Origin of the sequence: Streptosporangium sp. DT93 (assembly GCF_049844535.1) — a bacterium.
In the GTDB taxonomy this organism is placed as follows: domain Bacteria; phylum Actinomycetota; class Actinomycetes; order Streptosporangiales; family Streptosporangiaceae; genus Streptosporangium.
This window is the reverse complement of sequence record NZ_JBNCLF010000001.1, coordinates 292,084-304,310: the sequence shown is the minus strand read 5'-3', so window position 1 is coordinate 304,310 and position 12,227 is coordinate 292,084. Positions and strand designations below refer to the sequence as shown.

Below are 12,227 nucleotides of genomic sequence, written 5' to 3'. Positions count from 1 at the left end.
ACCTTCACAAAGGAACGAAAGGCCCCTCACCCCGAGGCCCCCACAGCGTGTAGGACAGGACAGGTCCCGTGACCGTGCCAGCCGTCGTACAGCGAAAGATCGCTGAGGCTGACGCCGACGTCATCGTCGTCGGCGCCGGGCCCGCCGGTTCGACAACCGCATTTCACCTCGCCCAGGCCGGACTCGACGTCCTGCTGCTGGAGAAGACCACCTTCCCGCGCGAGAAGGTCTGCGGCGACGGCCTCACCCCGCGTGCGGTCAAGCAGCTCATCGCCATGGGCATCGACATCGACGCCCCCGGCTGGGTCCGCAACAAGGGGCTCCGCGTGGTCGGCGGCGGCATGCGCTTCGAGCTGGACTGGCCCGAGCTGGCCAGCTACCCCGACTTCGGCCTGGTCCGCACCCGCCAGGACTTCGACGAGATCCTCGCCGGCAACGCCGTCAAGGCCGGCGTCCGGCTGATCCAGGGGGTCAACGTCACCGCCCCGGTCCTCGACGACCGCAGCGGGCACGTGGTCGGCGTGGTCGCCAAGCGGGACGGCGAGGAGGTCACGTACCGCTCCCGGCTGGTGGTCGCCGCCGACGGCAACTCCACCCGGATCTCCCTGGCGATGGGGCTGCACAAGCGCGAGGACCGCCCGATGGGCGTCGCGGTGCGGACCTACTTCGAGAGCCCCCGCCACGACGACGACTACCTGGAGACCTGGCTGGAGCTGTGGGACGGCGACACCCTGCTGCCCGGCTACGGCTGGATCTTCGGCGTCGGCGACGGCACCTCCAACGTGGGCCTGGGGCTGCTGAACACCAGCGAGTCCTTCAAGGGCATGGACTACCGCGACCTGCTCAAGCGCTGGGTGAAGGGCATGCCCCCCGAGTGGGGCTACGTCGAGGAGAACATGACATCCCCGATCAGGGGCGCCGCCCTGCCGATGGCCTTCAACCGCCAGCCGCACTACACCCGGGGCCTGGTGCTCGTGGGCGACGCGGGCGGAATGATCAACCCGTTCAACGGCGAGGGCATCGCGTACGCGATGGAGAGCGGGCACATCGCCGCCGAGGCCGTCGTCCAGGCGCTCGGCCGGGTGACCCCCGCCCAGCGCGAGCGGGTGCTGCGGGCATACCCTCAGACGTTGAAGGACGCCTACGGGGGCTACTTCACCCTGGGCCGGGGTTTCGTGGAGCTCATCGGGCACCGCGGGGTGATGGACTTCGCCACGCGTCACGCGCTGCCGCACCCCCGCCTGATGAGGTTCGCGCTCAAACTCCTTGCTAATCTCACCGACCGGCGGGGAGATGCGTCCGACCGCATCATCAACGCCCTGTCGAAGGCGGCGCCACCGGCATGATCATCGATCGGCGGGCCCGACGGCACCCGCGACCCGGGGCGATCACCGCTTTGCCTAGACTTTCGGAACACACCGACATGCAGAGCTACGCGCCGGCGCGCGTGGAGATGGGAGAGGAGGCGTAGCGATGGACATTTACGCACCCATCCTGGTGCTCGCCGTACTCGCGGCGGGATTTGCGATCTTCTCGGTGACGATCGCGCCCTTCACCGGTCCCAGGCGCTGGAACCGCGCGAAACTCGACGCCTACGAGTGCGGTATCGAGCCGACGCCGCAGCCCGTGGGCGGAGGCCGTTTCCCGCTGAAGTACATGATCACCGCGATGCTCTTCATCGTGTTCGACATCGAGATCATCTTCCTCTACCCCTGGGCGGTCGCCTTCGACCAGCTCGGCATGTTCGGGTTGGTCGAGATGCTCCTGTTCATCGTCACCGTGCTCGTGGCCTACGCGTACGTGTGGCGCCGCAAGGGTCTGGACTGGGACTAGATATGGGTCTTGAAGAGAAACTTCCGAGCGGGTTCATGCTCAGCACGGTCGAGCAGGTCGCCGGCTGGGCGCGCAAGAACTCCGTCTGGCCGGCGACCTTCGGTCTCGCCTGCTGCGCCATCGAGCTGATGTCCACCGGTGGACCCAAGCACGACCTGGCGCGCTTCGGCATGGAGCGCGCCTCGGCGTCTCCGCGCCAGGCCGACCTGATGATCGTCGCGGGCCGCCTGTCGCAGAAGATGGCCCCGGTGCTGCGCCAGATCTACGACCAGATGGCCGAGCCCAAGTGGGTCATCGCCATGGGCGTCTGCGCCTCCAGCGGCGGCATGTTCAACAACTACGCGATCGTGCAGGGCGTCGACCACGTCGTGCCGGTGGACATCTACCTGCCCGGCTGCCCGCCGCGGCCCGAGATGCTCATCGACGCGATCGTCAAGCTGCACGACAAGATCCAGAACACCAAGTTCGGCGCGCACCGGGCCAAGCAGATCGACGAGCTCGAACTGCAGGCACTGCGGACGCTGCCGCTGATCGACCAGGGACCCGTCAAATGACGACCGAACCCACCGGCGGCAACCTTCCCGAGGTGCCCGAGCAGCCGATCGCCCACATGGGCATGTTCGGCGCCAAGGACGGTGGCGACACCTCCGGCTACGGCCGCCTCGTCGTGCGGCGCAAGCCCGAGCTGTCCAGCATCCGCCCCTACGGCGGCTACTTCGACACGATCGCCGACGAGCTGGAGCGCGCCCTGGGCGCCGGCTTCGGCGAGGCCGTCGAGCGCGTCGTCGTCGACCGCGGCGAGCTGACCTTCCACGTCAGGCGCGAGCGCCTGCTGGAGGTCGCCCAGGTGCTCCGCGACGACCCGGCGCTGCGCTTCGAGCTCTCGCTCGGCGTCTCCGGCGTGCACTACCCCGAGCGGGAGGGCGAGGAGCTGCGCGCGGTGATCCACCTGTGCTCGATCACCCACAACCGCCGGCTGCGCGTCGAGGTCTCCTGCCCCGACGCCGACCCGCACATCCCCTCCACGGTCTCGGTCTACCCGACGCACGACTGGCACGAGCGGGAGACCTGGGACTTCTTCGGCATCGTCTTCGACGGCCACCCTGCGCTGACCCGGATCATGATGCCCGACGACTGGGACGGCCACCCCCAGCGCAAGGACTACCCGCTCGGCGGCATCCCGGTCGAGTACCGCGGCGCCGAGATCCCCGCGCCGGACCAGAGGAGGTCCTACACATGAGCGCCCCGAACGAGAAGACCACCTACGAGGAGATCGCCGAGGGCACGGTCTACACCGTCTCCGGCAACGACTGGACGGAACTGGTCGAGACCCTCACCGGCCAGCAGGACCAGCAGCTCGTCATCAACATGGGCCCCCAGCACCCCTCCACGCACGGCGTGCTCCGGCTGGTGCTGAACCTGGACGGCGAGACGGTCACCGAGGCCCGCACGGTCATCGGCTACCTGCACACCGGCATCGAGAAGAACCTCGAGTACCGGACGTGGACCCAGGGGACGACGTTCGTCACCCGGATGGACTACCTCTCGCCGATCTTCAACGAGACCGCGTACTGCATGGGCGTGGAGCGGCTGCTCGGGATCACCGACCGCGTCCCCGAGCGGGCCCAGGCCATCCGCGTGATGATGATGGAGCTCACCCGCATCTCCTCGCACATGGTGGCCATCGGCACCTTCGGCATGGAGCTGGGCGCGACGACGCCGTTCCTGTTCGGCTCGCGCGAGCGCGAGATGGTGCTCGACGTGATGGAGTACATCACCGGCCTGCGGATGAACATGGCCTACGTCCGGCCGGGCGGCGTCTCCGTCGACCTGCCGGCCGGCGCCGTCGACAAGGTCGGCGAGCTGCTCAAGGTCATGCCGGGGCGGATCAGGGACATGCGCAAGATGCTCGACGCCAACCCGGTCTACCTGGCCCGCACCAAGGACGTCGCCTACCTCGACCTCACCGGCTGCATGGCGCTGGGCGTCACCGGCCCGATGCTGCGGGCCGCGGGCCTGCCCTGGGACCTGCGCAAGTCGCAGCCCTACTGCGGCTACGAGACCTACGACTTCGACGTGCCGACCGAGAGGACCGCCGACGTCTACGGGCGTTACCTGGTCCGGGTGGCCGAGATGGAGGAGTCGCTCAAGATCATCGAGCAGGCCCTCGACCGTCTCTCCGGGCCGCTCAAGAACGACCGGGTCATGATCGACGACAAGAAGATCGGCTGGCCCGCGCAGCTCGCGCTCGGCCCCGACGGCCTGGGCAACTCGCCCGACCACATCGCGCACATCATGAGCGGCTCCATGGAGGCGCTCATCCACCACTTCAAGCTGGTCACCGAGGGCTTCAGGGTCCCGGCCGGGCAGGTCTACGCCTCGGTCGAGTCGCCCCGCGGCGAGCTCGGGGCCCACGTGGTCAGCGATGGGGGCACCCGCCCCTACCGCGTACACTTCCGCGATCCGTCCTTCACGAACCTGCAGGCCATGCCCGCGACGTGCGAGGGCGGAATGGTCGCCGACGTCATCTCGGCGGTGGCCTCCATCGACCCGGTGATGGGAGGTGTCGACCGATGAGCGCGAGCACGCGACCGGCCGGCGCGCAGGACGACACCCCGCGCGGGGAGTCCGGCGCGTCCACCGGCACCGGCCTGACGGGCGAGGTCGTCCAGGGCACGAGCACCGGCACGGGCCGCGAGCCCGCCGGGACGGGCGCGACCGTGGAGGGGGTCTACACCCCCGAGGTCCGCGAACGCCTGGAGCGCGACGCCAAGGAGATCATCGGCCGCTACCCGAAGCCGCGCTCGGCCCTGCTGCCGCTGCTGCACCTGGTGCAGTCGCAGGACGGCTACGTCTCCGACGCCGGCCACGCGTTCTGCGCCGAGATCCTCGGCCTGAGCAAGGCCGAGGTGGTGGGCGTGTCCACCTTCTACACCATGTACAAGCGCAAGCCGACGGGCCAGTACCACGTGGGCGTGTGCATCAACACGCTCTGCGCGGTCATGGGCGGCGACCAGATCTGGGACGAGCTGAGCGAGCACGCCGGCGTCGGCCACGACGAGACCACCCCCGACGGCAAGGTCTCGCTGGAGCGGCTGGAGTGCAACGCCGCCTGCGACTTCGCCCCGGTGATGATGGTCAACTGGGAGTTCTTCGACAACCAGACCCCCGCCTCGGCCAAGCAGCTCGTCGACGACCTGCGGGACGGCAAGGAGATCTCGCCGACCCGCGGCCCGAAGAAGCTCTGCACGTTCAAGGAGGCCTCGCGGGTGCTGGCCGGCCTGCCCGACGGCCTGGCCGGCGACGGCCCCTCGGCGGCGGGCTCCTCCCTGGAGGGGCTCACGATCGCCAAGGCCAACGGATGGAAGGCTCCCGAGGCGTGAACGGGCGCAACGAACGAGCCGGCATGCGCGGCGCGGCCCCCTCGCCGCGCGGCGGGCTGCCAGGCGAGGAGACGACGTGACCACTCTCACCCCGGTTCTCACCGCGAACTGGGACCAGCCGAACTCCTTCACCCTGGAGGGCTACGGCGACTACTCGGCCGCGAAGAAGGCGCTGGGCATGGACCCGGACGCCGTCATCCAGGCGGTCAAGGACTCCGGCCTGCGCGGCCGGGGAGGCGCGGGCTTCCCTACCGGCATGAAGTGGGGCTTCATCCCGCAAGGGGACGGCAAGCCGCACTACCTGGTGGTCAACGCCGACGAGTCCGAGCCGGGCACGTGCAAGGACATCCCGCTGATGATGGCCAACCCGCACGCGCTGGTCGAGGGCGTCATCATCACCGCGTACGCGATCCGCGCCAACCACGCGTTCATCTACGTGCGCGGCGAGGTGGTGCACGTCGTGCGCCGCCTGCAGGCGGCCGTGGCCGAGGCGTACGCCAAGGGCCTGCTGGGCCGCGACCTGTTCGGCTCCGGCTTCGACCTGGAGCTGGTCGTGCACAGCGGCGCCGGCGCCTACATCTGCGGCGAGGAGACGGCACTGCTGGACTCGCTGGAGGGCTACCGGGGCCAGCCCCGCCTCAAGCCGCCCTTCCCGGCGGTCGCGGGCCTGTACGCCTCGCCCACCGTGGTCAACAACGTCGAGTCGGTGGCGAGCGTCCCCTCGATCATCGCCAACGGCGCCGACTGGTTCGCCGGGATGGGCACGGAGAAGTCCAAGGGCTTCGGCATCTTCTCCCTCAGCGGCCACGTGACCCGCCCCGGCCAGTACGAGGCGCCGCTCGGCATCACGCTGCGCGAGCTGCTGGAGATGTCCGGCGGCATCCGCGAGGGCCACACGCTCAAGTTCTGGACCCCCGGCGGGTCGAGCACCCCGATCTTCACCGCCGAGCACCTGGACGTCCCACTGGACTTCGAGTCCGTCGGTGCCAAGGGCTCCATGCTCGGCACCCGGGCGCTGCAGATCTTCGACGAGACCACCTGCGTGGTGCGCGCCGTGCTGCGCTGGACCGAGTTCTACGCGCACGAGTCCTGCGGCAAGTGCACCCCCTGCCGGGAGGGCACCTTCTGGCTCAAGCAGGTGCTCAAGCGGCTGGAGAAGGGCCAGGGCACCGAGGACGACCTGACCACGATCACCGACATCGCCGACAACATCCTGGGACGCTCCTTCTGCGCCCTGGGTGACGGTGCCACCAGCCCCATCCACTCGTCGGTCAAGCACTTCCGCGACGAGTACCTCAAGCACTTCGAGATCGGCGGCTGCCCGTTCGATCACGCCCCCTCCCGAGCGTGGGCGGCGAAGTGAGCGCGCGCAGGCAGCCAACCGGCAAGCACAGCACCGTCTCGGTCACCGGGCCGACGGAGGAGACGCCATGACCGTCGAAGCCACCACCCCGGCGCAGACGCCGGTGGACCTGGTCACCGTCACCATCGACGGGTTCCAGGTGAGCGTCCCCAAGGGCACGCTGATCATCCGCGCGGCCGAGCTGCTCGGCATCCAGATCCCCCGGTTCTGCGACCACCCGCTGCTGGAGCCGGCCGCCAACTGCCGCCAGTGCCTGGTGGACATCCCCGACGCCGGCAACGGCCGCGGCTTCCCCAAGCCGCAGCCCTCCTGCGCGATCGAGGTCGCCCAGGGCATGATCGTGCAGACCCAGCTCACCTCCCCGGTCGCGGAGAAGGCGCAGCGCGGCGTCATGGAGATGCTGCTGCTGAACCACCCGCTGGACTGCCCGGTCTGCGACAAGGGCGGCGAGTGCCCCCTGCAGAACCAGGCCATGTCCAACGGCCAGGGCGAGAGCCGCTTCACGGAGAAGAAGCGCACGTTCGAGAAGCCCGTGGCGCTCTCCACCGAGGTGCTGCTCGACCGCGAGCGGTGCGTCCAGTGCGCCCGCTGCATCCGCTTCTCCGACGAGATCGCCGGCGACCCGTTCATCGACTTCTTCGAGCGCGGGGCCAAGGAGCAGGTCGGGGCCGCCGACGGCGAGCCGTTCGAGTCCTACTTCTCGGGCAACACCGTGCAGATCTGCCCGGTGGGCGCGCTGACCGGCGCCGCCTACCGCTTCCAGGCCCGCCCGTTCGACCTGGTCTCCACCTCCTCGGCCTGCGAGCACTGCGCCAGCGGCTGCTCGCTGCGCACCGACCACCGGCGCGGCAAGGTCACCCGCCGCCTGGCCGGCGACGACCCCGAGGTCAACGAGGAGTGGAACTGCGACAAGGGCCGCTGGGCGTTCACCTACGCCACCCAGCCCGACCGGCTGCGCACGCCCCTGGTCCGTGACGAGCAGGGCCGGCTGGTCCCGGCCTCCTGGCCCGAGGCGTTCGCCGCCGCGGCCAAGGGCCTGGCCGCCGCCCGCGGGCGCGCCGGCGTGCTCGTCGGCGGCCGGGTCACCGTCGAGGAGGCCTACGGGTACGCCAAGTTCGCCAGGATCGCGCTCGGCACCAACGACATCGACTTCCGGGCCCGGCCGCACTCGGCGGAGGAGGCGCTGTTCCTGGCCAGCGCCGTGGCCGGCAAGGGCATCGAGGTCCGCTACGCCGACCTGGAGAAGGCCCCGGCGGTGCTGCTGGCCGGGTTCGAGCCCGACGAGGAGTCGCCCATCGTCTTCCTGCGGCTGCGCAAGGCGTGGCGCAAGAAGGGCCTGAAGGTCTTCTCGGTCGCGCCGTTCGCCGGCCCCGGGCTGGCCAAGATGGGCGGCACGCTGATCCCGGCGGTGCCGGGCGCCGAGACCGCCGTGCTCGACGACCTGGCGGCGGCCGACCCGGCCGCGGCCGGGGCGCTCCGCACGCCGGGCGCGATCATCCTGGTCGGCGAGCGGCTCGCCACCGTGCCGGGCGCGCTCTCGGCGGCGCTGAGGCTCGCCTCCGCCACCGGCGCCCGCCTGGCCTGGGTGCCGCGCCGCGCCGGTGAGCGCGGCGCCCTGGAGGCCGGCGCGCTGCCGAACCTCCTGCCGATCGGCCGCCCGGTCGCCGACGCGGACGCCCGCGCCGAGATGGCCCGCGCCTGGGACGTCGCCTCCCTGCCCGAGGCCGAGGGCCGCGACACCACCGGCATGCTGGCCGCCGCGCTGGAGGGCGAGCTGGACGCCCTGGTGGTCGCCGGGGTCGACCCCTACGACCTGGCCGCCCCGCACGCCGCCCTGCTGGCCATGGAGAACACCCCGTTCATCGTGAGCCTGGAGCAGCGCGCCAGCGCGGTCACCGACCGCGCCGACGTGGTGTTCCCGGTCGCCGTGGTGTCCGAGAAGTCGGGCACGTTCGTCGACTGGGAGGGACGCGGGCGCACCTTCACCGAGGCGCTCACCGTCACCGGCGTCATGAGCGACCTGCGGGTCGTCTCCGCGATCGCCGACGCCATGGACGTCCACCTGGGCCTGCCCGACGCCGCCGCGGCCCGCCGCGAGCTGACCGTGATCGGCGCCTGGCGCGGCCCCCGGGCCGCCGCCCCCGACGCCGCCGGTCACCCCGCCCCCCGGCCCGGAGCCGGGCAGGCCGTCCTGGCGAGCTGGCACCTGCTGCTCGACGACGGCCGCCTGCAGGCCGGCGAGCCGTACCTGGCCGGTACCGCCCGCCCGGCCGTGGCGCTGGTCTCCGCGGCCACCGCGGCCGAGAACGGCCTGGCCGACGGCGGCGAGATCACGGTCGGCACCGAGCGCGGCTCGGTGAGCCTGCCGGTGCGGATCGCCGGCCTGCCCGACCGGGTGGTCTGGCTGCCGGCCAACTCCGCCGGCCGCTCGGTCACCCGCGACCTGCGCGCGGTCGCCGGGGACGTCGTCACGATCGGCGCCTCCCGGAACGCGGACGGCCGGGCCCGGCCGGTCGCGCCCGCCGCGGCGAGCCCGGCCACGCCCGCCGCGGTGAGCACCGTCGCCGGCGCCGGCACCGGTCCTGACGAGCGTGCCCCCGGCACGACGGCCGGCGAGGCACGTGCCGCCGGCGAAGCCAACGAGGAGCGGTAATGAATGCCCGGACTCTTCTAGCGGCCGATCCGACCCTCGCCGACTTCGGCAAGGACCCGCTCTGGATCAGCATCATCAAGGCCGCCGTCATCTTCATCGTCCTGATGCTGGGCGTGCTGTTCGGCGTCTGGTTCGAGCGCAAGCTCATCTCGCGCATGCAGAACCGGTACGGCCCCAACCGCGCGGGCAAGTTCGGGCTGCTCCAGTCGGTGGCCGACGGCCTCAAGATGGGGCTCAAGGAAGACCTGATGCCCCGGACCGTCGACAAGGTGATCTACTTCATCGCCCCGGTCGTGCTCGCGGTCCCGGCCTTCCTGGCCTTCTCCGTCATCCCGATGGGCCCGATCGTCTCGATGTTCGGGGTCCAGACGCCGCTGCAGCTCACCGACCTTCCGGTCGCGGTGCTGCTGGTGCTGGCCATGGCCTCCATCGGCGTGTACGGCATCGTGCTGGCCGGGTGGGGCTCGCGCTCGCCGTACTCGGTCCTGGGCGGCCTGCGCGCCAGCGCCCAGGTGGTCTCGTACGAGATCGCGATGGGCCTGTCGTTCGTGGGCGTGTTCCTGTTCGCCGGGACGCTGTCCACCTCCGAGATCGTCGCGGCCCAGGCCACGGGCGGGGCGCTCACGCTGGGCGGCCTCACGATCCCGATGCCCTCCTGGTACATGATCCTGCTGATCCCGTCCTTCCTGATCTACATCGTCACGATGCTGGGCGAGACCAACCGGGTCCCCTTCGACCTGCCCGAGGGCGAGGGCGAGCTGGTCGGCGGCTTCCAGACCGAGTACTCCAACTCGCTGAAGTTCGCGGTCATCATGCTCGCCGAGTACGTCAACGTCTTCGTGGTCTCCGCGGTCTCCATCACCCTGTTCATGGGCGGCTGGCGGGCCCCGTTCCCCATCTCGCTGTGGGACGGCGCCAACGCCGGCTGGTGGCCGCTGCTGTGGTTCTTCCTCAAGATGGTGCTGGTCTTCTCCTTCTTCGTCTGGTGCCGCGCCTCGCTGCCGCGCGTCAGGTACGACCAGCTCATGGCCCTCGGCTGGAAGATCCTCATCCCGGTCAACCTGGCGTGGATCCTGCTCGTGGCCACCGTCAAGGCCCTGCGCCTGCCGGACGTCAACCGCTCGCTGGTGCTCATCCTGGCCGCGCTGGTGCTGGTCGCCTGCCTGGGCATCTGGTGGCGCTTCGACAGCGTGCTGCAGAGGCGCAAGGAGGCCAAGGCCGCACAGGTCGAGGCCGAGTTCGAGCAACTCCACACCGAGCCCGCCGCGGGCGGCTTCCCGGTTCCGCCGCTCGACCTGCCGCACTACCACGGGGTAGCGCGCAAGGAGGTTTCCAGTGGGAGCAACTGATTGGCTGAACCCCATCAAGGGGTTCGGCGTGACCTTCCACACGATGTTCAAGAAGGTCGAGACGGTCAACTACCCCGAGGAGCAGAAGCCCACGGCTCCGCGTTTCCACGGCCGCCACCAGCTCAACCGCTGGCCCGACGGCCTGGAGAAGTGCGTCGGCTGCGAGCTGTGCGCCTGGGCCTGTCCCGCCGACGCGATCTTCGTGGAGGGCGCCGACAACACCGACGAGGAGCGCTTCTCGCCCGGTGAGCGCTACGGGCGCACCTACCAGATCAACTACCTTCGGTGCATCCTGTGCGGCCTGTGCATCGAGGCGTGCCCGACACGGGCGCTGACGATGACCAACGAGTACGAACTCGCCGACACCAGCCGTGAGAGCCTCATCTACACCAAGGAGATGCTGCTCTCGCCGCTCGGTCCCGGCATGGAGATCCCGCCGCACCCCATGCGTCTCGGCGAGACCGAAGAGGACTACTACCGGCTGGGACGCAACAATGGGTGAGACCATCACGTTCTGGGTTCTGGCCGTCGTCTCCGTGTCGGCGGCCCTGGGACTCGTCTTCAGCCGCAAGGCGGTCTACTCGGCGCTGATGCTGGGCGTCGTCATGCTCTCGCTGGCCGTGCTGTACGCGGTCCAGGAGGCCCCCTTCCTCGCCGCGGTGCAGATCATCGTCTACACCGGCGCGGTCATGATGCTCTTCCTGTTCGTGCTCATGCTGGTGGGCGTCGACTCCGCCGACTCACTGGTCGAGACGATCAGGGGACAGCGCGTCTGGGCGGCCGTGGCCGGCCTGTCGTTCGCCGCCCTGCTCGGCCTGGGCGTCGGCAACGCCGCCTTCGGCGCGCCCGTGACCACGGCCGGGGCGATCAAGGGCGCGGGCGGCAACGTGCCCGCGCTGGCCCAGCTGATCTTCACCAGGCACGTCTTCGCCTTCGAGGTCACCTCGGCGCTGCTGATCACCGCCGCGCTCGGCGCGATGGTGCTGGCCCACCGCGAGCGGATCCGGCCCAAGGCCACCCAGCGCGACCTGGCCCGTGCCCGCTTCAACGGGCCGCAGCCCTCGCCGCTGCCCGGTCCCGGCACCTACGCGCTGCACAACGCGATCGACATGCCCGCCCTGCTGCCCGACGGCACGGTCGCGGCCAAGTCCATCAACCGCGTGCTCGCCCGGCACGAGATCGAGGACGGCTTCGCGCCGACCGACCCGGCCAAGGCAGCGCTCATCAAGCAGGTCCTGGAGAGGGACGCGGACAACGGCCGCGCGCCCGCCCCGGACGCCGCGCCCGTCCAGGTGAAGGACGCGGCGCTCCCGCAGGAGGACGGCAAGTGACCACTCACTACCTGGTGCTCTCCGCGCTGCTGTTCGCGATCGGCGCCGTCGGCGTGCTGGTGCGGCGCAACGCGATCGTGGTGTTCATGTGCGTCGAGCTCATGCTCAACGCCTGCAACCTCGCATTCGTCACCTTCGCCAGGCAGCACGGCAACCTGGACGGCCAGCTCATCGCGTTCTTCGTGATGGTGGTGGCCGCGGCCGAGGTCGTCATCGGCCTCGCCATCATCGTGATGATCTTCCGAACCCGCAGGTCGGCGTCGGTGGACGACGCCAACCTGCTGAAGTACTAAGAGGTGGCCGTGGAACCCGCTG

The 12,227-nt window shown here is 70.4% G+C and carries 12 protein-coding genes; all 12 read left to right on the top strand.

The window, feature by feature from the left end; genetic code table 11:
- Positions 1–68: 68 nt before the first annotated feature.
- Positions 69–1,346 (top strand): geranylgeranyl reductase family protein, encoded by a 1,278-nt coding sequence (locus ACLQ2R_RS01455; RefSeq protein WP_425957430.1) that lies wholly within the window; start codon positions 69–71, stop codon positions 1,344–1,346.
- 127 nt (positions 1,347–1,473) lie between these two features.
- Complete coding sequence (locus ACLQ2R_RS01450) at positions 1,474–1,833, top strand: NADH-quinone oxidoreductase subunit A (RefSeq protein ID WP_386239881.1); 360 nt, start codon at positions 1,474–1,476, stop codon at positions 1,831–1,833.
- A 2-nt stretch (positions 1,834–1,835) separates the two neighbouring features.
- Positions 1,836–2,387: a NuoB/complex I 20 kDa subunit family protein gene (locus ACLQ2R_RS01445; RefSeq protein WP_425957429.1), complete on the top strand. Its 552-nt coding sequence runs from the start codon at positions 1,836–1,838 to the stop codon at positions 2,385–2,387.
- Positions 2,384–3,073: an NADH-quinone oxidoreductase subunit C gene (locus ACLQ2R_RS01440; RefSeq protein WP_425957428.1), complete on the top strand. Its 690-nt coding sequence runs from the start codon at positions 2,384–2,386 to the stop codon at positions 3,071–3,073. The genes ACLQ2R_RS01445 and ACLQ2R_RS01440 overlap by 4 nt, the downstream gene beginning before the upstream one ends.
- A complete protein-coding gene (locus ACLQ2R_RS01435; protein WP_425957427.1) occupies positions 3,070–4,410 on the top strand; it encodes an NADH-quinone oxidoreductase subunit D in 1,341 nt (446 codons plus the stop codon). Before ACLQ2R_RS01440 ends, ACLQ2R_RS01435 begins: the two co-directional genes overlap by 4 nt.
- On the top strand, positions 4,407–5,216 hold the full coding sequence (nuoE, locus tag ACLQ2R_RS01430; protein WP_425957426.1) for an NADH-quinone oxidoreductase subunit NuoE: 810 nt from the start codon (positions 4,407–4,409) through the stop codon (positions 5,214–5,216). The genes ACLQ2R_RS01435 and nuoE overlap by 4 nt, the downstream gene beginning before the upstream one ends.
- A gap of 76 nt (positions 5,217–5,292) precedes the next feature.
- Positions 5,293–6,579, top strand: a complete 1,287-nt coding sequence (nuoF, locus tag ACLQ2R_RS01425) for an NADH-quinone oxidoreductase subunit NuoF (RefSeq protein WP_425957425.1) — start codon at positions 5,293–5,295, stop codon at positions 6,577–6,579.
- 67 nt (positions 6,580–6,646) lie between these two features.
- Complete coding sequence (locus ACLQ2R_RS01420) at positions 6,647–9,232, top strand: NADH-quinone oxidoreductase subunit G (RefSeq protein WP_425957424.1); 2,586 nt, start codon at positions 6,647–6,649, stop codon at positions 9,230–9,232.
- Entirely contained in the window at positions 9,232–10,581 is a 1,350-nt protein-coding gene (nuoH, locus tag ACLQ2R_RS01415; RefSeq protein WP_425957423.1) for an NADH-quinone oxidoreductase subunit NuoH, read from the top strand. Before ACLQ2R_RS01420 ends, nuoH begins: the two co-directional genes overlap by 1 nt.
- Positions 10,568–11,083, top strand: a complete 516-nt coding sequence (gene nuoI / locus ACLQ2R_RS01410) for an NADH-quinone oxidoreductase subunit NuoI (RefSeq protein WP_425957422.1) — start codon at positions 10,568–10,570, stop codon at positions 11,081–11,083. The genes nuoH and nuoI overlap by 14 nt, the downstream gene beginning before the upstream one ends.
- Entirely contained in the window at positions 11,076–11,912 is an 837-nt protein-coding gene (locus ACLQ2R_RS01405) for an NADH-quinone oxidoreductase subunit J (protein WP_425957421.1), read from the top strand. The genes nuoI and ACLQ2R_RS01405 overlap by 8 nt, the downstream gene beginning before the upstream one ends.
- Positions 11,909–12,205, top strand: coding sequence for an NADH-quinone oxidoreductase subunit NuoK (nuoK, locus tag ACLQ2R_RS01400; RefSeq protein ID WP_326819462.1), 297 nt, complete (start codon positions 11,909–11,911; stop codon positions 12,203–12,205). The genes ACLQ2R_RS01405 and nuoK overlap by 4 nt, the downstream gene beginning before the upstream one ends.
- The last annotated feature ends 22 nt before the right edge of the window (positions 12,206–12,227 follow it).